Below are 20,592 nucleotides of genomic sequence, written 5' to 3'. Positions count from 1 at the left end.
TCCGTTCGACTTGCATGTGTTAGGCGCGCCGCCAGCGTTCGTCCTGAGCCAGGATCAAACTCTTTGTAAATGGTATTACAACAACTTTCGTTGTTTTAATCATATAAAAGAATTTGAAACTTAACCTCCAAACGAAATCACTTGCGTTTGTAAAGTACTTTAAGCTTCAAAGAAATTAACTTGATTCTTTGCAATCATCATGATTGTTTGCTTTCATGTTGTTCAATTTTCAAGGTCCTGTGCTTTTCGTTCACCGAAGTGAACTCATTTATTATATCACACTGTTTTCAGCTTGTCAAGCACTTTTTTCAAAGTTTTTAATTTCTTTTTGAAACCGAAGTTTCAATCGAAATCGCTTGTTTTTGGCTTACTTATGAGCTTTTCAAGCTCTCGTGTGTCGCTGTCTCGCTGACAGCTCATATATAATATCATGCCCAAACTGTTTTGTCAACACCTTTTTTAAAAAAAATCCAGATTTTTTTCAAAAAAGTGGGAAATCCCCTCTTTTTCCCTTATCTATGCGGGTTTTTGAGGTGTAAAAAAGGGGATAAACCGACAGTTTATCCCCTTTTCCTGAAAAAATCATACTATTTTTCAATTTAATTTTGATTCTCCACTGCATAAGGGTCTGGATTAGGACACTCATGTTTTTCAAATCCAGTGGTTTCCAGATAGGTTCCATGCTTCATATGGCGACGATCATCCGCATACTCCATACAAACAATCATATCATCGTTAAACAGGAACTTGCTTACAGATGCATTGGCAACCATACTGTTGGACATCTCCTCAAACGGTTTTCCGCTTGCAAAATGGATATAAGAAGAAATAATGATTCCATGGCTTACCGCCACAATCACCTTTCCCTTATTTTGTTCCACCAGACGATCAATCGTTTTCACGATTCGTTCCGATACATCACGCATCGATTCTCCACCCGGACACTCCATTGATGCAGGACAGCTGTGCATGGCTTCCATTACTTCTGGATATTCCTTCGCAAGCTCACTGAATTTTCTGCCTTCCAGCAGTCCTCCATTAAGCTCTATTAAACCTTCATCCACAATTGGAGACAGTTTTTCCAAACCATGCATTTCCGCAATGATCTCTGCGGTCTTTTTGGCCCGCTGCAAAGGACTCGTGTACAGCACATCGATTTTGGAAAGACTGAATGCCTCACCTAACATCTTTGCCTGACGGATTCCGTACTCATTGAGCGGGTTATCGATGATCCCCTGAAACCTTCCTTCATAATTTCCGCCGGTTTCACCATGTCTGATCAGATATAAAATTGTCATCTTGTTTCCCGCCCAAGGCGAGGCTCTCTTCCTTTCCTTGTTTTTATCGTTGTATTTATTGCTGCGGTGTGCTCCAACGAGCGCAGGCGAAGACAAGCGACCTGCGCGAGAGCGAGACTCTCAGGTTTGCACTAAACCGATAACGCGAACAGCGTCCAGGCTCAGCCTGGTGGCTACCAAGGCTGAACGGTACCGACAATCTCATTGATGTCAGAGATATGATTGTCCTCCAGCCACTGATTCATTCCATCAATAACTTCAATTGGTGCTTTTGGATTATAGAACATCGCTGCACCGATCTGGATTGCATTGGCACCTGCCATCATCATTTCGATTGCATCCTGCCATTTTTCAATGCCGCCCATGCCGATAACCGGAATCTTCACGCGGTTTGCTACCTGCCATACCATTCTTACCGCTACCGGGAATACTGCCGGACCGGACAGACCACCCACATTGTTCTTGAGGATTGGACGGCGGGTATTGATATCAATTCTCATACCGAGCAGAGTATTGATCAGAGATACTGCATCTGCACCCTCTGCCTCAACTGCCTGTGCAATCGAAGCAATATCGGTTACATTCGGAGAAAGTTTTACGATCATTGGTTTTTTCGCATACTTGCGAACTTCTTTTACAACATGAGCTGCGTTTTCACAGCTGGTACCGAAAGCAACACCGCCCTGTTTTACGTTTGGACAGGAGATGTTCAGCTCAAACATATCAATTTCACTTTCGCTCAGACGCTCTGCAATTGCACAGTAATCCTCAATGCAGCTGCCTGCAATATTCGCGATCTTTACTGTATCCTTGGTTGCAAGATATGGCATATCATGTTTGAGAAAATGCTCCACACCAGGATTCTGCAAACCAACCGAGTTGAGCATGCCGCTCGGAGTTTCGGCAATTCTCGGTGGAGGGTTGCCCAGACGCTCTTTAAAGGTCATACCTTTTAACGAGATTCCGCCCAGACGCTCCAGTGGATAAACACATTCATATTCTCTTCCAAAGCCAAAACAGCCCGATGCTGTGATGACTGGATTTTTAAATTCCACGCCGGCGATATTAACTTTTAAATTACTCATCGAATACCACCCTTTCTGCCTCAAATACAGGACCGTTCTTGCAGACATGCAGATAGGTAATCGAACCGTCATCTGCTTTAATCGGTGTTGCACATCCCAGACAAGCACCTACACCGCACGCCATGCGCTCTTCCAGAGAAACCTGGCAGCGAACGCCGTATTCCTCGCACATCTTTGCCACGAACTTGAGCATGATCTTCGGTCCACACGCATAAACGATGTCCGGTTTTTCCTCTTCCATCCGAACTTTCAAAAGATCGGTAACCAAACCATGGTGACCTGCGGAACCGTCATCAGTGCACAGCATCACGCGGTTTTTCTGCGCTGTGAAGTCATCAGTCAGCACAATCTTGTCCTCACTTCTGAATCCCAGAATAGCAGTTGCGTTTTCACCATAGGATTTTGCAGTCTCAAGCATTGGAGGCACGCCGATGCCGCCGCCGACTACAACTGCTTTTTTGCTCGGATCGAGCAGTTCAAAGCCGTTGCCCAATGGTCCCATCACATCCAGAAGGTCGCCCTCCTTGGTGTTGGCAAGCACCTTGGTGCCTTCGCCGCGGATATCAAACAGAATACGGATGGTACCTGCCTGCTTGTCCACCTCACAGATAGAAATTGGTCTGCGCAGAGTAAATCCCGGCACACGGATATGAACAAACTGACCTGCTTTGGACAGAGCCGCAATTTCCGGACACTCGATGGTAAAGTCACACATGCAGCCCGGACGAATTTTTACAACGCGGTAAGTTCCCTGTAAATATTCCACGATAAATCCCCCGTTCGTTTCACAGTTTCTGTTAAACTACGGTCCTGCTCATGGTTTAGAATCCCATCACCGCAGGACACCCCATTATTATTTACTATAATATATGAAAATCCCCATTTTTACAAGCCCCCAGCTTGAAGCTGGACCCTGTTCGCCTATGGCGCAAAGACGGGTAGTTTGGAGAATGGAGCGAAGCGACATTCTCGGGGGCAAAGGTGACGGTTAGAGTAAACGGTTAGAGTAAACTGCTCAAATCAAAACAATGCACCGTCACCAGGAGAATCGAATGAAATTCGATTCTCCAAAAATGGAAAGTGAAACATTGCCCATTCGCGCTTTGGTTTGGTAGGAAGCTTTGGTTTTCTCATTCGGAGAATGGAGCGCAGCGACATTCTCGAGGGCAAAGGTGACGGTTAGAGTAAACTGCTCAAATCAAAATAATGCACCGTCACCAGGAGAATCGAATTTCATTCGATTCTCCAAAAATGGAAAGTGAAATTTTGCCCTTCGCCTACGGCGCAAAGACGGGTAGCGAGAGGAAAAAAGTTTCGACGAAACGAAACCAAAGTTTTCGCCTACCGAGCGAGTGTGTTAACACGAGCGATTGCCGTGTGCTGAAACTGCCATTTCACACCAAACCAAAGCACGAAATGGTCGGCGGGTTCAACCCGCTTGAAATCTTCGCACAAATGCGGTATAATACTTGCGCATTCAAAACGAAACACCCGAATGCAGTCAGTCGCAAGTTCCTGACTTAAAAACACACTACGAAAGGAAAATTGAATATGAGAAACAACACTGTAAAGAAAATGGCGATGACCGCTATGATCGCTGCGCTTTATTTTGCGCTGAGTCTGCCCTTTATGACTCTGATCTTCGGTCCTGTTCAGCTGCGCATTGCAGAGGCATTGACCCTCCTGCCAGTATTCGCAGCAAACCCTGTTGCCGGACTTACCCTCGGCTGTGTGCTGGTCAACACCCTTGGTGCTGCCACCGGAGCAAACATCCTGGGACCTCTTGACATTGTCTTTGGCTCGGCAGCAACCCTCCTCGCGGGATTTTTAAGCTATCATTTCCGCGACATCCGCCTGAAAGGTCTTCCAATCCTTTCCGCGCTCATGCCGGTTCTTGCAAACGGCATCATTGTCGGCCTGGAACTGACCTTTGTCATCAGCGGCGGCTTTAACCTCGGTGTTTTCCTTATCAATGCCGGCCAGGTCGCTTTGGGTGAAGCGATTGCCTGCTTTGCACTGGGACTTCCGATGGTGCGCGCACTGGAAAAAACCGGCGTCGGCAAAAAGATTTTTGCTGACCCTGCTTTAAATGAAAAGAAAACAGCCTAATCAACCTGCTGTAAACTGCGAACTTGCTCGGCTCAAAAGGACTCCCCTTTTGAGCCATTTTTATTCTACTATTTTGTTTTGTATCATAAAGATAATAAAACCATAAAGGAAGTGATCTTTTGTCTAACCTTATTTCCCCGCTGCCGTTCTGCCACCGCTTGAGCGCAGAATATGAACCGCTCACCTACACCACCCTGACGCTCCACCGCGAAGGAGAAGACCTTTGTCTGCACATCACCTGCTTTGAAAAAAATCCAGACCCAGCCTACATGTTTTTCCTTTGCTTTGGTTCTGATTTTTCTATCCAGTTTTCCTGCAAAGACACTGTCTTGCCAGACAGTCTCATCCAGCTTTCCCGTGATGGCGGCGAAAATCTGGAAGGCGTGTTCTGGGGCGCAAACCTCGTGATTCCTCTTTCTCTGCTCAAAGAACATACCCTTTCCGATCATCAGCTTCCTTTCTCCATCCGCTATGACCGCGGCGGTGTCATTTCCTCTCCTTTTGCCGGTGGAAACACCTTGCTCAACCTCTTTTGCGCGGAAAAAGAAAATTCTTGAAAAAATTTGAAAAAATCCCTTGACAAAAATTTCTGGCTGTGATATTATATGAAAGCTGATTCAAACAGCAACAATATGAATGCGCTTGTAGCTCAGCTGGATAGAGTGACTGGCTACGAACCAGTAGGTCGGGGGTTCGAGTCCCTCCAAGCGCGCCAAGCAAAAAAGACATCACAAAATGTGATGTCTTTTTTGCTGTCTCAGGAGGGACAAGTCGTCTATCCTTCCTCCATTTCAAAAGAGCTAAAAAAGCACTGCAAATTGCAGTGCTTTTTCTTTTTTATACTGCTATTGAAACTTTGAGTTTCTCTCATTTTTCAACTACTCACAATCCCCCACTTTTCTGCAAATCAAAAACTACACCCGCTTTCTTTGACCACAGACAAAAATCTCATCCAAGGGCACCCGCTGTGGTGTCCTTTTTGATTCTTACACAAAAATCCTATCACAATTTCGTCTTTCAAAATCTTTCTATAATACGGTAGACAATTTTTTCCATTTAATGGTATAATGAAGAAAAAGGCCATGAAAGGAGATCTTACCATGAAAGCTTACAATATCGGGCTTTTTATCAAAAAGAAGCGGGAGGAACAACACATCCGTCAGGAAGATCTCTGTCGTGGCATCTGTGACAAATCCACCCTTTCCCGCATTGAACGTGGAAAACAGGAACCTTCTTCTGGGATACTGGGTGTTTTATTACAGCGTTTGGGAATCAACGAGGACCAGCTTGCGGTTCTGCTTGGACCAAAAGATTTTGAAATTTCCGACCTGCAAAAGGAGATTGTTGCCCTCAATTGCCAAAGAGAATACGAAAAAGCGGCAGAAAAAATCCGCAGGCTCGAACAGTTGGTCGAACCTACGGATAAAATCACGCAGCAATTTATTTTGCGATGCAAGGCGCTGGCATATTTCCCTGAGGATTATCCTGCCTCGCGTGACCTGCTTCTTCAGGCACTTTCCCTCACTCTGCCAGACTTTGATTTTGACCACATCTCTGATTACCTGTTGGGCATTGAGGAAGTCAAAATCTTGAATCAGATAGCTAATAGTTACTCGGAAGCCGGAGACCGCCGCTTTGCCATACACATCTATCGTCAGCTTTTTCAAGATTCACACAAACGACTTTTGAATATAGAGTCCATGGTTTCTCTTTTCACTATGCTTGCTTATAATTATTCTCGTCTTCTTGGACTGGAACGACGGTATGAAGAATGTATTGAAATCGCAACATTTGGACAGGATATTTGTATCCGTCACAACCGTTGTCAATATCTCGGCGGTTTACTGTTAAATATCGGTTATGCACTGCATGAATTAGGACGAAATAAAGAGAGTAAAGATGCCCTAATCGATGCTTACTATTCTTATCACTTAATGCATGACGATTTAAGTTGCAAAATTGTCCTTACATATGCTCAAAAAATTGGCATTGTTTTATTTTAAGCAACATCTCCACCTGGACCATTTACACAAGCTGGATTTACAGCTGGAATCTGCTCATCGCCTTCTTCACCTTCGCCCTGTTCTACGGTTGGTGGGGTGGTTGGTTCTTCTGCAAAGCACATCTGTGGTACTGCTGCAAACAGGGTCAGAGCTGCCAGCAGAGTAATGAATAATTTTTTCATAATAATACATCCTTTCTAAAATTCGAGTTTTTTCGACTCCGTACCCTTTAATCATAATATCGTTTTGAATCCTTTGTCAATGGGCATTTCATGCAACTGACCGATTGCACGAAATGCTCATTGATTTTTGGCGAAAAATGGAATAATATGAATTCGAAGTAAGGTTAATCTTCTTTTAAAAGGAGTCCACCCTTTAAAAGAAAACGATTCCCCCCGCTGCGGACATCCCGTCCCGCAGCAGGAACACTCCTGATTAACCCTCCTTTAATAGATTCGTCGAAAGAGAGCCCTTCGCTATCCCACAGCGGAGGGCTTTCTTTTTTGTGTCTTTCGTTCGATTATAGTTGATTTTTGTAGTTCTTTCGGTTATGATGGGCTTAGAATCCATTCATCCATAATAGAAAGGAGCTTTTCTCATGTCAAAAAAGATTTTTCTGTTTATCTCCGTTTCCATCCTTTCGGCAGCCTTCCTGTTTTCGTTAAACTCGGTTGCCATCAAAGCACAAAACTTTTCGGAAAATCAGGACAACCAGTATGTCCCGCCGGTCGTTTCCCACAAAGAGAGCGAATCCGGGTTAAATTTCTACCTCTACCCTTCCGAAGAATATGTACAACAGATGCATGAGGAAGGCCTTTCGGACGAGGATATCGCCAAAATCTGGGACAGCGCAGAACCAAACGACAAAACAGAACAGCAACTGCTTTCTGTGGAAACATCTGAGGAAATGTCCGAAGAAGAACTTGCTCAACGTACAGCACACACTCCCCGCGCGACCGCTCGCCTGATCGAATACCTTGCATCCACATCAAACGAACAGGCACGTCTGATTCTGGAGGACCCGGAGCTTCTCAACATGATGTTGATGGACTACTATTGGGAGCCTTACGAAGAAGCTAACCCGTTCGAGCTTTTTGCTCAGAAAAATAAGCTCGAAATAAAGCTCACCGCATCCGACCCGTTAAAGAACCAGTATACCTATCAGGTTTCCGGTGTCACCGCTGAAAAGCTTTCCTCGATGCTCCGTCATCAGGTCATCGAAAAAGCACCTTCGTACCACGAGCACAACTGGATGTACTTTGAAGTAACCGACCAGAACAATGACACCAAGCTGTTCCGCTACTGTCAGGACTGCAAAAAATGGCAGGCATTCGATAACGAATAGTTTCTCCCCCTCACATACCATGGAGCATGTGAGGGGATTTTCTGTTTGCATAAATTCCCCCGCTCTGCTATCCTAAAAGAAAACGAGCAATGGAGGTTTTCTCATGAAATATGATATTCTTCTCATCGATGCGGACGAAACCCTGATGGACTTCCCCGCCGCCGAACATCAGGCGCTCATCCGCACCTTTCAGGCACACAATCTCCCCTTCTCCGACGAGATCGACCAGCTTTATCAGTCAATCAACCAAAATCTCTGGCGGGAGTTTGAACAGAACAAAATCACCTGTCAGCAGCTGCTCACCACCCGATTTGCAAAGCTGTTTGAAGCGCTTCATATCGACCTTGATTCTGACGCCTTCAACACCGAATACCTGTTTAATCTCGGCTTTGGCGGCAAAACCCTGCCCCATGCTCTGGACACCTGCAAACAGCTGCATGAGATGGGCTGCAGGCTGTACATCCTCACAAATGGGGTCGGTGCCACCCAGCGCCGCCGCATTCAGGCAAGCGGACTTTCTCCTTTCCTGACCGATATTTTCGTCTCGGAGGAATCGGGCTTTCAAAAACCGATGAAGGAATTTTTTGACTACGTCTTTGCACGCATCCCAGATTTTGATAAGACCCGCGCGCTGATGATCGGCGATTCCCTCTCCTCGGACATGGAGGGAGCGCGCCGCGCCGGCGTGGATGCTTGCTGGTTTAACCCACAGCACAAACCCCGCCCGCAAGATATCCCGATTCACTATGATATTGATTCCCTGCCCTGCCTGCTCGAGATTGTGCAGAACGGTTCAGGGACAAAATAGCCAAAAATCAAACAGCCGGCGATATCGCCGGCTGTTTTGCTAAAAGGAAAAATCCTCTCCAAAATATTTTTTAGCTTCAGCCGTTATAACCCTAGCTCCACGCTCATCATCTACGGCTTTATAAATATAATAAGATTGGCGGTAATACTCCTTATTTTTACTGTCATCTCCCAAAAAGTGATTACATTCTGCGATAAGCGCAATTGTAGGTGCCAGCATACGGTATTGCCCGTATTGGGTACAGGCTTTCCAACCAGTTTCAGCAATTTCAATTGCGTCTGTATAGCGTCCGATCAGATCCAGCTCTCTCGCGTAATTGAATGCGACCAAAGGGAGCAGACCTCCGGACTGCAAAATATTCTGAAAATGTTTTTTGATATATTGCAAAAGCTGATCGTAGATATGGATTGCTTTTTGATTTTCCCCATGATTCGAGTAAACAAGCGCAATCTGATTGATGACTTTCGCTTCATCAATGCTGTAAAGGCCATCCGCAATCGCATCGATATCAAAGTTCGGCACCGTCAAGCGGATCGCTTTAAAGAGCATATCCAGTTTTTCCTCATAAGTGTATGGGATAATCTGTTCATTTTCTTTTTTCCCAAGTAAAACTTTAGAACGAAGAATAAATTGATGCAGCAAGTGATCGTCTGGATCAGCAAGTTCTTCCAGTTCCGCGATTTTAGGCAAGCCTCTCTGAGGGTCTTTAAACACATTGGCGGAAACAATCTCTGTCTGAAGATCAGCAATCTGCATTTCGTTTTTGCTCACCAGCGCATAGTAACGCTCGTCCGATAATCCCAATCGCTGCAATAAGTTTTTTAATGTATTTAAGCCCGGCATTTGTTTTCCGGATTCAATTCGGGACATCGTTGTCGGCTCACAGATTCCCTCGCAAAGCTGACATTGTTTGAGTCCCAGCTCGGTTCTTTTTTGCCGGATGATTTCTCCAATAAAATATTTTTCCAAGGAACTCTCTCCCTTTTTGTGAAATTTTTCTCCATTGTACCACACTTTACGAAAAATTTCATTTTTAAAGATAAATTATTCTTTGTAAATACTAAATTGCATAAAATGATATGTCAATTTTTCTAATTAAGTGGTATTTTAAAAGGGTATTTTGATTTGGATTAAATGTGGAGGATGCAAAAATGCAGTATTATCTCAAAAAAAACTGGAAACTGACATCAATTGTATGTTTTTTTCAGATTGTTGTCTGGGGATTGCAGGCAGGTGTTCAGCTTTTATTAATGCAGACATTTGATTCCGCTATGAAATTTGATTTTAAACGGTTTGTATTTTGGACACTGATCAGCTTGTTGAGTTGGGGGCTTTATTTTGCACTTTGTGCTTTACTGGACTATTTTCAATCTAAAGCAATTCGTACCATGAACAATCAGGTCCGCCATGATATCTCTTTATTGTTGCTTAACAGAGATTACAAGGATTTTCATAATCAGGATAGCGGCGAATACATTTCATGGATGACCAACAATATTAAACAGATTGAGAAACTTGCCTGGGACCCTTTCTTTAACAGTGTAGGAAGGGTTGCACAGGTACTGTGGAGCATGATAGTTTTGTTTAGCTTACATTGGTCGTTACTTTTAGCTTCTCTGGTTTCATCGGCGATCATGTTGCTTTTACCAAAATTATTTGATAAGAAGATGGAAAAGATGGGAAAGGATTGTTCTGATGCAGAATCCAATGCTGTCAGTCGTTTGAAGGATTTACTGCGGGGTGCAGACGTGTTGAGATGTTTTAATAAGACCCACAGATTCCTAATACAGAGTGACGCAATCAGTGACCAGATCGAAAAACCAAATTGTAGACTAACTTATAGCAAAAGTGCTGTAAATTCTGCCATGAGCTTTGTGAGTGTTGTCATCCAGATTCTTTCCGATATTTTGATCGTTGTTTTAGCATTTCGAGGAAAGGTTATGCCTGCTGTTTTAGCTGGCAGCAGTAACCTGTTTGCGGGGGTAACAAATGGACTCAATCGTTTAGCAAACCTTCGTCTTTCCATCTCGGCAAGCAAACCTTATTTTGAGAAAATTAAGCACAATGACTGTGAAGAGACAAAGTCTAGGCAAGAACTTTCCTGTTTGCATCATAAGATTTCTATGGAAAATATTTCCTTCCAGTATGACAAAAAGCCAATCCTGGATGGGATGAACTGTACTTTTGAAATTGGAAAAAAATATGCCTTGATAGGGCCTTCCGGTTGTGGAAAATCCACCTTGCTCAAAATCCTGCTCGGTTGGTTGCCAGACTACACAGGTACGATCCTGCTCGATGACAAAGATGCGAAAAACTACACCACCGAACAACTTCAACAACAGATGAGCTATATTGAACAGGATGTCTTTTTGTTCAACACTACTATCCGCGAGAATATCACCCTCGGTGAAAATTTCACTGAATCCCAGCTTCAGAAAGCACTTCATGACAGTGCACTTGCAGGTGACCTTACATCTATGCCAGATGGCTTGGATACTATTGTGGGCGAGGAGGGGCGAAATCTCTCCGGCGGTCAAAAACAGCGTGTTGCTATCGCTCGTGCACTGATTCACAACCGTTCTATCTTGCTGGTTGATGAGGGAACTTCTGCACTTGATCAGAAAAATGCTGATATTGTCGAACAAAGCTTGCTTTCTAACACAGATTTGACATTGATTTTAATCAGTCATCATTTGACTGAGGAAGGAAAACAACGCTTTGATAAAGTTTATGAGCTTACCCCATGTAAAGCACCTTCTCACTAAAAGCTATCATTACACAAAAACCAGCAGGCAATTATGCCTGCTGGTTTACTTCTTTGAGCAAAAATTTCAAAACACAATCCGGGTCGTCATCCAGTACACCATTTACAATCGCCTTGACCTCTTCCGGTGCTTCCGGCACGGTGTAGCAGCGGTCAGCAGCTTCCAGCATCGGGATGTCGTTGTGATTGTCACCAAAGGTCACCAGTTCCTCAGCTCCCAGCATCTCCTTTAAGAAAAGTGCCGCCGCGCCTTTTCCTGCCTTGTCCGAACCGATATCCACAAACCACTTGTTTTCATCGTACGGACTGCGGTGCATCACCGACTGTACTCCCGAAATGGTGCACGCCTTTTCATGGATTGGCAAAAGCTGCTCATACGTTCCACTGGTTCCGATGTAAAGACATTCCCCCGACAAGATTTCCGAAACACTCCGTTCCAGTACCGGCTCATCATAGAGTAATCCATTTTGAGGGTGCCGCGCCAGATCGGTCCACAGCTGGGAACGATAGCCATTCTGGTTGAAGGTCAAGCAGCGCTGTTCCTCCTCAAAAAAGACACAGGCTTTGTACCGATGCCCTACATCTTCAAACATCTGGCACAGCTCCCTCGTTTTTTCCCGTTCCATCGGAAAAATTTTGACTGCCTTGCCCTTGTGAAAATCATAAACTGCTGCCCCGTTATAGGCAATAACCGGCAGGGTGATGCCGCTTTCGGTTGCAATATCATAGATTCCATAAAGATTTCTTCCCGAAGCGATGGTGACCGCAGTTCCTGTCTGCAGCAATCTGGAAAACAACTCTCTTGTCTGGTCCCGCAGGGAAGCTTCCCCGCCTCGATATAAAGTTCCGTCCACATCCGAAATATATAATGTTTTCAAAAACGATCCGTCCTTTCTTCCTGAATTTCCCTTACAAGAATGCCGTAAAGCGTTACTGTTGTCAAGTCCTATTGCAGCTACTTTTTTGTCATGCTATAATGGTGACAAATGATTCGACAGAAAATACTTTCTCCACCAAACCCCTGAGGAGGGATTTTATGACACGTCAAATATCTCGTTTTTCGATTTTCTGCATTGTCGCTGCTATATTGAGCGCAATCTATCTCCTGCTTTACCGTTTTGTTCTGGCAGACATTGCTGCGGCAAACTATAACTCTTCCTTTTCTGCCCTAAAAACATTGTTCTTTCTGCCGCTGTTTTCGTTTTCCTTTACCGGCGCCATCGTATCGGTTATCAGCGGTCAGTGGCTTAAAAGCCCACCTGCAGCACTGCGTATGATGCTCCTGCTGCTGCCAATCCTGTTTTTGGTATTCTTTTTGGCATTTGTGCTGTTAAACCTCTCAGGAAGCCTTCCAGCGTCTCTGGCAGCGATATTAAACCAGATGGACAATCCGTTTTACTTTTCTCTGGCAGCAATTCTGTTTTCGTTTGGAATTTTAAGATAAGCAAAGATTTTTTATTTTCCCTTTCACATCCTTTTGCCCAATCGACCAGAAAAATATTTTACAAAAAGCAGAAAGTCTTAGATTTAAATTGACTTTTGTCAATTTATAGATTATGCTGTTTGTAGAAAACTAAACTTTCAGTGGTCATCCAAAGGGGGTCTTCTTATGCCAAAAAAGCTTTCTTCCATCATTTCAATTCTGGTTTTGCTTCTTCTGGTATTTCAGCTTTGTTTCGGAAAACAGGCACCCAGTGCTCCCTTTGATCCACTGGATCGGGTAGTACACGCATCCTGGGATGGAAGTAACTATAAAGTCGTTTCCTTTCCTGAAACTCTGACAGCGATTCAGATTGACCGCTATGGCAGAGACCTCCACCCTAAAACCAGCATCCAATCTGACCTTCCTTCCGACCTCACTCGGGAATTACCGGTAGATGTATATAAAAAACTCCCGGATGGCTTTCTGTATGTCGACTATGGAAGCAGAAATCTGGTCACACAGGATGGCATCCAGTCGATGGATGAAACGATGGGCGAACGCCTGAGTCTTACCCCCGACAACAAAACCCTCATCTATGCAAACCCTGAAAAGGATATTTTATATGTGAAAACTGATGGCAATGTCACACAGTATCCCATGGAAGGACTGGTCGATCTGGAATGTGTCAGCAACGACCTTGCATGGCTTTGTCTGCTTGACCAGCCAAACCACAAAAACACCAGCCTTTTCTTTGACCTGAACGAAGGTAAGGTCATTGACCAGCGGGAAGGACTGCATGAAATTACCATGTGGGGCGATTATGTGGTGTTGCGTCCCAGCTTATATGAAGGATTTCCGGATGATAAGCTGACCTGTTTTCACATCAAAACACATGAATGGAAGGAACTTCCTGTCACGGATATTCTCCAACAGACCTCCATCCGTTTCAGCGGCAATGGGAAATATGCTTCCGCACTGGGAGAAGATGCTGTTACCGTTTACAATACCAAGGACTTTTCGGTAAGGGCAACTGCTCCGCTTCCCAAAAACTGCGGAATGGATGAAAATGTTTACTACCAGACTGTTTCCAATGATGGAAAGACGGTGCTGCTGATGTACCTAAACCAGCAGGATGGAAGCTATGACTTTACCCTACTTCCGGTCACTGCCAAATAAGCTGCACCCTATATTGCACAAAGGAGGCTTTCCCATGAACAAACAAAAGAAACCGTTTCAATATCTGTTGGAGGATATCCTCGACAAAGCACTGTTGGAATCCCTGCTACTTTCTGTTGTCTTCACACTCTTTGATTTCTTTGGCGGTAGACTGTACTTTCCGATTCTGTCTAAACAGATATTTTTGGTATTTGCCAAAAACTTTATTCTCTTTTTTGTGCTCGCCGTTTTGTTTGATTTAATCACATATGCGGCTTCTTCCAAAAAAGCCTTCCTTCTCCAATTCTGGAATCATAAAATTGCCAGAACCATCACCGTTCTTGTTGTACTCGTTGTTGTACTCGGAGTTGTTGTTCTGGTTGGCAGACTATTTTTCAGTCGGGATGCTAGAATAACCGAGCTGATTCAAATCTGTGATCAGGCATCCACTTTGGAAAGTGATGTTCTCCCGCAAGAATTGATTGATGAAATCTATGCTGACGGGCAGGTTTCTTTCTATGTGATAAACCCCAAATATGAGCACGAGCAAATTGCCGCACTGACCTCAACTGAGCATACCGCAGGCTTTGTAAAGGATGGAAAACTCCTATGCGAATTTACCATCTATGAAGACCCTCAGACCCCGCTTTCTCAGGGCGGAAATCCCGTCTTTTTCTGGCGCGGTCTTTATTTTACCATGGCATAAAACGGAAAATATTCTGTAACGAAAAACAGCACCGTACAAACGGTGCTGTTTTTTTATATTTTGCCATCAGCAGTAGGATTCGATCATGCAGGCAAGCTTTTTCTCTCCATCCGCTGTCAGTCTTTCCAACAACTTTGCGGTGGATTTTTCGCTTAAATGATCAAAGGTCCGCAAAATGGTGCGAATGCTGTCTGCCCCATACCTGCGGTAAATTTTCTCATAAACAAGCACTCCTGCCTCGTGCACAAATTCCTGATGTTCCTCTCCATTTTCCTTTAACGCAAGCTTTCTGTCTCCATAGCGTTTCCTTGTTTTAGCAAGACAGTGTTCAAAAAAGGCTTCGTCCTTTTCCAGTTCATATAAAAGTGCGCTCCATTCCGCGTGCGTCTCATTGAGCCAATCCTCCCAGGAATAACAGTTTGCTCCCATCGCGTAACTGTGTGCCAGCTCATGTGCAATATGGTGAAGCGCAGACGGAATATCTTCCTTCACCGCAGTGAACACAATCAATCCGTCCCGCTTGTACCCGCCAAAATCTTCCCCGATATCCGGCAGGAAAAACAGGGTCATCTTCCCCATCTTGTCATTTCCATAGAAAGAACGGTAAAATTCTGCAATTTCATGGTAACCACGGTAATACGGCTCTACCTTGTCCCGCATCCGCTCGTCCGGGAAAAAGAGACTGAGCTCCTCATCCTCCATTACAAAATATTTTTCTTTACAAACCCCGATGATATTGCAGTCAATTTCGCTTGTCTGGCGGTATAGCCAGACATCTTTTTCTTCCAGATATTCTGCACCAATCACCCGCCACTCTTTGCCGACCTGCACCTCGACTTCGCACAGGTCTGCATCAAACTCCATCGGGTACCAGCCGTTGAGGGTGCTAAACGCAAATACTTCATCCCGCAGGCAGGAATACGGTCCTTCAGGTGCCTGTTCGGTCGCCCACAAACCCTCGAGTCCTCCTTCATACCAGAAGGTCAACTCACCAGTCTGTAACTGTGTAAAGTGGTATTTTTTCATCGGAGGACGGTACAACAAATCGTAGTCTTCCCCCTGGACTAAGATTTCTTTTTGATTGCAGGTTGCTTTTGTTATGGTAAATGACTTTGCCAGTGCAAAACAAAAATCTTCCTTTTTGACAAAAACACTGCACTCCACCCGAATCTTCTTTCCTTCGACCCAAAGTTTCAGTTTCAAGCAGAATCTCCCCTTTTCCCCAAAATTCTTTTAGAAAACGGAGCCTGCAAAATACAGGCTCCGTTTTGATATGATCTTTATTCTTCTTCTTTTTCCATTTCGGTGATAGCAATTGCCAGATCATCCAGGCTCTTCTGGTCAACCGGAGATGGACACTGGCTCATCAGCTCGCTTGCGTTCTGAACCTTCGGGAAGGCAACAACGTCACGCAGGCTGTCGCAGCCACACATAGTCATAACGATGCGGTCCAGACCCAGAGCAGCGCCGCCATGCGGTGGTGCACCGTATTTGTAAGCATCTACCAGGAAGCCGAATTTTGCTTCGATCTCCTCGTCGGTCAGGCCCAGTGCCTCGAACATCTTCTGCTGCAGCTCGTAGTCGGTGATACGGATGGAACCACTTAAAAGCTCTACGCCGTTTACTACCATGTCGTAAGCCTGTGCACGAACCGAACCCGGATCGGAGTCGATGTATGGCAGGCATTCTTCCAGAGGCATGGTAAATGGATGATGCATTGCAAGCCAGGTCTGGCTCTCTTCATCCCACTCAAAGAATGGGAACTCGGTGATCCACAGGAAGTTGTACTGTCCTTCCGGAATCAGCTCGAGCTGTTTGCCCAGAGTCAGACGCAGCTGACCAAGTGTTGGCAGAACAACGCGGTCTTTATCTGCTACGATGAGGACAACGTCGCCCTGTTCGCAGCCAAGGGTGTTCAGCAGTGCGGTCAACTCTTCTTCGCTCATGAATTTAGCAAAGGAGCAGTTTGGTTTTTCGTCAGCCCAGCGAATGAATGCAAGGCCTTTTGCACCGATACCTTTTGCCTGTTCGGTCAGTTTATCAATTGCTTTTCTGGTGAGGGTAGCAGCCGCATTCTTTGCAACGATGCAGCGAACCGAACCGCCCTCAGCAATCGCATTTGCAAATACTGGGAAGCTGCTGTCCTTAACCTGTTCGGTGAGGTTAATAATTTCCATGCCAAAGCGGGTATCCGGCTTGTCCGAACCATAGCGTTCCATTGCTTCGTTGAAGGTCAGGCGAGGCATCTTTGGAATGTCGATTCCCTTAACCTCTTTGTACAGGCGTCTCATATAGCCTTCCAGCATGTCCATGATATCTTCCTGAGTAACAAAGGACATTTCCAGGTCGACCTGAGTAAACTCTGGCTGACGGTCTGCACGCAGGTCCTCGTCGCGGAAGCATCTTGCAAGCTGGATATAACGGTCAAAACCGGACAGCATCAGAAGCTGTTTGTAGATCTGAGGGGACTGTGGGAGCGCATAGAATTTTCCATGATGGATTCTGGATGGAACCAGATAGTCTCTTGCGCCTTCCGGTGTGGACTTGATGAGCATTGGAGTTTCGATTTCCAGAAAGTCATTCTCATAGAAATAATCTCTGGTAACCTTTGCGATCTGATGACGCAGAATCATCTTTTCCTGCAGGGTCTTTCTTCTCAGATCGAGGTAACGGTATTTGAGGCGGAGTTCCTCTTTTACCTTGCTCTTGTCGGTGATTTCAAATGGAGGGGTCTGTGCTTTGGACAGGATGCGAAGCTCGCTGACATACATCTCGATCTCGCCGGTGGAGATTTCGGTATTGATTGCTTCTCTCTGACGGATCATACCTTTTGCGATCAGAACATACTCGGAATGAACCGAAGCTGCCTTCTCGAATACCTCTCTGTCAGTACCATCGTCAAATACCAGCTGTACCACGCCGGTGCGGTCACGCAGGTCGATGAAGATCAAGTGACCCTTATCTCTCTGTTTCTGTACCCATCCGCAAACGACTTCTTCTTTGCCGATGTTCTCTTTGGAAAGTCTGCCGCAATAGCTGGTTCTCTTTAAACCATTCATTGTTTCTGCCATAGTCTATTCTCCTTTTTTCTGATTTTCTATCTCAATGTTTTTTAAAACAAAGAAAAGCCTTTTGTAAAATCGTAAGTGCTGGTATCAGCGTTCAAGCTTTCTTCCACATCCTGCATCGCCTGGGACATGGTGCGCTCATAGATATAATCGGTAAGACCCCGTCCGCTGATCGGCACCTCGTCAATCCGGTCGTTTCTCTGGCTGCTGACCAGAACCACACCGTTTAAAACTTCCTGTTCGGTCAGATGCGCGATAAATTCTGCGCCCAAATATTCTGCTTCCTGCTTGTGATCCTGTTTTTGCATCACCGCTACTGCAAAGCCTTCTTCCCGCAGCTGACGTGCAAGCTCCAGTGCTTTCAGAAACGTCTTCTCCTCTGCGCACAAAAGAAGGGTGCAGCCTTTCTGCTCAGGAAGTTCGATCTGCTGCTCCATCATTTTGCAAAGCAGGTTTTGGGTCATCACTCTCAGCAAAATTTCCTGATCCAAAACCGAGATCTCAGCAAGCGGCAGTTCTTCTGTCATAAACTTTATGTTATTTTTATCGTTATCTAGACTGTTTGTATTAAAGATTTTGTTTTGTGAAAACAAGGTCTCGATGTTTTTTTCGCTGATCCCTGTTTGAGCACTGATTGGGGCAAGTCCCAAAAACTCTGTCAGCTGCGACACAAACCCCATCATAGTACCCAGGATAAGCTCGCTGTTTTCTGCTGTTTGGTTAACTCTTACTAGGAAATCTCCGCCAATCTTTTCTCCTTCAAACCAGCCTGCCATCTGAGGGAAGCAGAGTATTTCTCCCTGTGAAGTCTCCTCGATGCCATACAAGCGGGCTGTGTCCAGAATGCTCCGCTCGATATAGCGCAGGCAGCTTTTTTCTGTACTCATTGCAATCTCTCCCTTACCGATACCATTCCAAAAACTGATATGCCATCCTGTCGCCCTCGTAATGCACATTGTCCGACAGCACCGCTACATCCCGGTATCCCAGTTTGTGATAAAGCTTTAATGCCGGCGTGTTCTCGACCCAAGTATCGATACGGATGCCCTTGAGCCCCAGCTTTTCTGCCATCTCAAAGCCAAAGCGCATCATCGCTTCACCTAGACCCTCACCGCGGCAGTCCGGGTCGATTGCCAGTGTATGAATGCACAGGGTTTCCTCACTTGGAATATCCTTTCCCCATACGACATCGTCATAGCAGCTGTCATGGCGGTTGTCGTATGCGGCTGAAGCAATCACCTTTCCGCTTTGGTCTGTCATACAGTACAAACCGCCTGCCTCAAGCAGTTCCCTTGCCGTCCATTCCATCGGATATTCTCCCTGAGCCCAACCGGAATAATTTGTTTCCTTGGCTTCCCTTTCGGTAATACGATCGTAGAGGGCAGCAATAGCGGGAATATCCTGTTCGGTTGCTGGTCGAATTGGTTGTATTTTCAAAACATACTGCATCAGTTTCTTCTTACCCCTTTGATATAGGTCGTGCTCATCCGGAACATTGACCATTTCCCGAAATTTTGCCCCAATTTTTTCGCACACCCTTTGGGAAGGATGATTGTCCGGAGTACAGGTGATAAAAAGTTCTTTCATTCCATGCCGCCTTGCAAGAGAGCAAAGCAGATAACACGCAGAGACTGCGTAACCTTTTCCCCGGTATTCTTCCTTTACCTGATAGCCGATGTTCCCCACCATTTGAGCGATTTCACCGTCTCCAATCCGCAAAGCACATTGACCGACCGTTTCCTTCTGCACCATCATATCAAAATAATAGGAGGGCAGCATGCCCATTTCGGGCATATCGGGGGTGGTACGTTTAAGCTGTAAATGAAAATCTTCCCCGCCAAAATAAGGGTTTGTTTCTTCCGGAATCAAAAAGCGCATCAGTCATCACCTCTTATGTAAATAAAAAACTCCTCGTTCCTCACAGCTTTCGCTGCAAGGGACGAGGAGATCATTTCCACGTGGTGCCACCCTGATTTCGGTTAACCCAATAACCGCTCATTGTTCCCTTAACGCGGGAGGACGGGAGCCTTTCTTCTATCCAGAAAGTTCCGGCTAGACAGGTGTCTTCACAAAACCCTTTTCCCGAGTTCCTTTCAGCCAATGGGAACCCTCTCTGCTTGGACGGTATTCTGCTACTCCTCCTGTTTCAATCGCTTTTTTTCTATGCAATTGTCACTATCAGGAATGGTTCTATCATACATCATTCTTTGTAAAAGGTCAAGCCCCGCAAGCCCTTCTTTTGGGAAATACCATTTTTATCCGGATGGCAAAGCGGTTTGTTCTGCCTGTTTTCCCAAAGAAAGATACAAAAAAAGAATGCCACTTTGCACACCTCATGGCATTCTCCCCCTGCATCATTTTGTCTTAAAACCGCAAGCGACTGGTGCTTTAAACATTTGGATTTCCGATATTTCTCCAGTCGAGGTCTCCTCGTTCCAGCGCATGGATTAACGCTTCTGCTGTTGCAATATTGGTTGCGACCGGAACATTGTGTACATCACACAATCTTAAGATATTTGCTTCGTTAAGCTCGTTTGGCTTTACTGTGATCGGGTCACGGAACATCAGCAAAAGGTCCAGTTCGTTGCAGGCAATTCTTGCTGCAATCTGCTGATCGCCGCCCTGAGAACCGCTGAGGAAACGCAGGATATCCAATCCCGTTGCCTCTGCCACCAATTTTCCAGTTGTTCCTGTTGCGCATACACTGTGGCGGCTGAGTACCCCGCAATATGCAATACAAAACTGTACCATCAGTTCTTTTTTGGAATCATGGGCAATCAAACCAATATTCATCTTCTTTTCATTCCTTTCTTAAAAACATAATAAAT

Annotated in this window: 20 protein-coding genes, 1 tRNA gene and 1 rRNA gene; 10 read left to right on the top strand and 12 right to left on the bottom strand. The window is 45.2% G+C overall.

Annotated elements, in window-relative coordinates:
• From BQ5375_RS06030 to BQ5375_RS06015, 4 genes are all read right to left on the bottom strand, one after another.
• Window positions 1–70: ribosomal RNA gene (locus BQ5375_RS06030) — 16S ribosomal RNA — on the bottom strand; the annotation flags it as partial.
• Window positions 71–599: 529 nt separating this feature from the next.
• The gene (locus tag BQ5375_RS06025) at window positions 600–1,298 is read right to left on the bottom strand and encodes a histidine phosphatase family protein (protein ID WP_022132170.1); all 699 of its coding nucleotides are present in this window, start codon (window positions 1,296–1,298) and stop codon (window positions 600–602) included.
• A gap of 173 nt (window positions 1,299–1,471) precedes the next feature.
• Window positions 1,472–2,383, bottom strand: a complete 912-nt coding sequence (locus tag BQ5375_RS06020) for a dihydroorotate dehydrogenase (RefSeq protein ID WP_022132169.1) — start codon at window positions 2,381–2,383, stop codon at window positions 1,472–1,474.
• Window positions 2,376–3,149 carry a dihydroorotate dehydrogenase electron transfer subunit gene (locus tag BQ5375_RS06015; protein WP_022132168.1) on the bottom strand — a complete coding sequence of 258 codons (774 nt, stop codon included), beginning with the start codon at window positions 3,147–3,149 and terminating at the stop codon, window positions 2,376–2,378. Before BQ5375_RS06015 ends, BQ5375_RS06020 begins: the two co-directional genes overlap by 8 nt.
• A 785-nt stretch (window positions 3,150–3,934) precedes the next feature.
• On the opposite strand from BQ5375_RS06015, the gene BQ5375_RS06005 reads away from it, so the two are divergent.
• The 4 genes from BQ5375_RS06005 (at window position 3,935) to BQ5375_RS05990 (ending at window position 6,495) form a co-directional block, all read left to right on the top strand.
• Complete coding sequence (locus BQ5375_RS06005) at window positions 3,935–4,492, top strand: QueT transporter family protein (protein ID WP_022132166.1); 558 nt, start codon at window positions 3,935–3,937, stop codon at window positions 4,490–4,492.
• A 119-nt stretch (window positions 4,493–4,611) separates the two neighbouring features.
• A complete protein-coding gene (locus BQ5375_RS06000; RefSeq protein WP_022132165.1) occupies window positions 4,612–5,049 on the top strand; it encodes a hypothetical protein in 438 nt (145 codons plus the stop codon).
• Window positions 5,050–5,130: 81 nt separating this feature from the next.
• Window positions 5,131–5,207: transfer RNA gene (locus tag BQ5375_RS05995), tRNA-Arg, on the top strand.
• Window positions 5,208–5,592: 385 nt separating this feature from the next.
• The gene (locus BQ5375_RS05990; protein ID WP_076917567.1) at window positions 5,593–6,495 is read left to right on the top strand and encodes a helix-turn-helix domain-containing protein; all 903 of its coding nucleotides are present in this window, start codon (window positions 5,593–5,595) and stop codon (window positions 6,493–6,495) included.
• On the opposite strand, the gene BQ5375_RS05985 is transcribed toward BQ5375_RS05990, so the two are convergent.
• Complete coding sequence (locus tag BQ5375_RS05985; protein WP_076917566.1) at window positions 6,492–6,677, bottom strand: hypothetical protein; 186 nt, start codon at window positions 6,675–6,677, stop codon at window positions 6,492–6,494. The genes BQ5375_RS05990 and BQ5375_RS05985 overlap by 4 nt on opposite strands.
• Window positions 6,678–7,093: 416 nt before the next feature.
• On the opposite strand from BQ5375_RS05985, the gene BQ5375_RS05980 reads away from it, so the two are divergent.
• Both BQ5375_RS05980 and BQ5375_RS05975 read left to right on the top strand, forming a co-directional pair.
• Entirely contained in the window at window positions 7,094–7,840 is a 747-nt protein-coding gene (locus tag BQ5375_RS05980; protein ID WP_076917565.1) for a hypothetical protein, read from the top strand.
• A gap of 103 nt (window positions 7,841–7,943) precedes the next feature.
• The gene (locus tag BQ5375_RS05975; RefSeq protein WP_022132160.1) at window positions 7,944–8,648 is read left to right on the top strand and encodes a YjjG family noncanonical pyrimidine nucleotidase; all 705 of its coding nucleotides are present in this window, start codon (window positions 7,944–7,946) and stop codon (window positions 8,646–8,648) included.
• A 39-nt stretch (window positions 8,649–8,687) separates the two neighbouring features.
• Here the strand turns inward: BQ5375_RS05975 and BQ5375_RS05970 are convergent, their stop codons facing one another.
• A complete protein-coding gene (locus BQ5375_RS05970; protein ID WP_022132159.1) occupies window positions 8,688–9,617 on the bottom strand; it encodes a helix-turn-helix domain-containing protein in 930 nt (309 codons plus the stop codon).
• 182 nt (window positions 9,618–9,799) lie between these two features.
• Between BQ5375_RS05970 and BQ5375_RS05965 the strand changes: the two genes are divergently transcribed.
• Window positions 9,800–11,413 (top strand): ABC transporter ATP-binding protein, encoded by a 1,614-nt coding sequence (locus BQ5375_RS05965; protein WP_022132158.1) that lies wholly within the window; start codon window positions 9,800–9,802, stop codon window positions 11,411–11,413.
• Window positions 11,414–11,444: 31 nt separating this feature from the next.
• Here the strand turns inward: BQ5375_RS05965 and BQ5375_RS05960 are convergent, their stop codons facing one another.
• Window positions 11,445–12,290 carry an HAD hydrolase family protein gene (locus BQ5375_RS05960; RefSeq protein ID WP_022132157.1) on the bottom strand — a complete coding sequence of 282 codons (846 nt, stop codon included), beginning with the start codon at window positions 12,288–12,290 and terminating at the stop codon, window positions 11,445–11,447.
• Between the two features lie 158 nt (window positions 12,291–12,448).
• Here BQ5375_RS05960 and BQ5375_RS05955 point away from each other — a divergent pair, with 158 nt between their 5' ends.
• From BQ5375_RS05955 to BQ5375_RS05945, 3 genes are all read left to right on the top strand, one after another.
• Window positions 12,449–12,856, top strand: coding sequence for a hypothetical protein (locus BQ5375_RS05955; protein ID WP_022132156.1), 408 nt, complete (start codon window positions 12,449–12,451; stop codon window positions 12,854–12,856).
• Between the two features lie 165 nt (window positions 12,857–13,021).
• Complete coding sequence (locus tag BQ5375_RS05950) at window positions 13,022–14,011, top strand: hypothetical protein (protein WP_022132155.1); 990 nt, start codon at window positions 13,022–13,024, stop codon at window positions 14,009–14,011.
• Window positions 14,012–14,045: 34 nt separating this feature from the next.
• A complete protein-coding gene (locus BQ5375_RS05945) occupies window positions 14,046–14,696 on the top strand; it encodes a hypothetical protein (protein WP_022132154.1) in 651 nt (216 codons plus the stop codon).
• A gap of 66 nt (window positions 14,697–14,762) precedes the next feature.
• Here BQ5375_RS05945 and BQ5375_RS05940 read toward each other — a convergent pair whose 3' ends face one another.
• The 5 genes from BQ5375_RS05940 to BQ5375_RS05920 form a co-directional block, all read right to left on the bottom strand.
• Entirely contained in the window at window positions 14,763–15,899 is a 1,137-nt protein-coding gene (locus BQ5375_RS05940) for a M1 aminopeptidase family protein (RefSeq protein ID WP_022132153.1), read from the bottom strand.
• A gap of 77 nt (window positions 15,900–15,976) precedes the next feature.
• A complete protein-coding gene (gene aspS / locus BQ5375_RS05935) occupies window positions 15,977–17,767 on the bottom strand; it encodes an aspartate--tRNA ligase (protein ID WP_022132152.1) in 1,791 nt (596 codons plus the stop codon).
• 41 nt (window positions 17,768–17,808) lie between these two features.
• Window positions 17,809–18,651, bottom strand: coding sequence for a HisS family protein (locus tag BQ5375_RS05930; RefSeq protein ID WP_022132151.1), 843 nt, complete (start codon window positions 18,649–18,651; stop codon window positions 17,809–17,811).
• Window positions 18,652–18,664: 13 nt separating this feature from the next.
• Window positions 18,665–19,642, bottom strand: coding sequence for a GNAT family N-acetyltransferase (locus tag BQ5375_RS05925; protein ID WP_022132150.1), 978 nt, complete (start codon window positions 19,640–19,642; stop codon window positions 18,665–18,667).
• A 510-nt stretch (window positions 19,643–20,152) separates the two neighbouring features.
• Window positions 20,153–20,557, bottom strand: a complete 405-nt coding sequence (locus BQ5375_RS05920) for a methylglyoxal synthase (RefSeq protein ID WP_022132149.1) — start codon at window positions 20,555–20,557, stop codon at window positions 20,153–20,155.
• Window positions 20,558–20,592: the final 35 nt, after the last annotated feature.

The organism is Negativibacillus massiliensis, from assembly GCF_900148495.1.
GTDB lineage: Bacteria > Bacillota > Clostridia > Oscillospirales > Ruminococcaceae > Negativibacillus > Negativibacillus massiliensis.
This window is presented reverse-complemented; position numbering and strand designations above follow the sequence as displayed.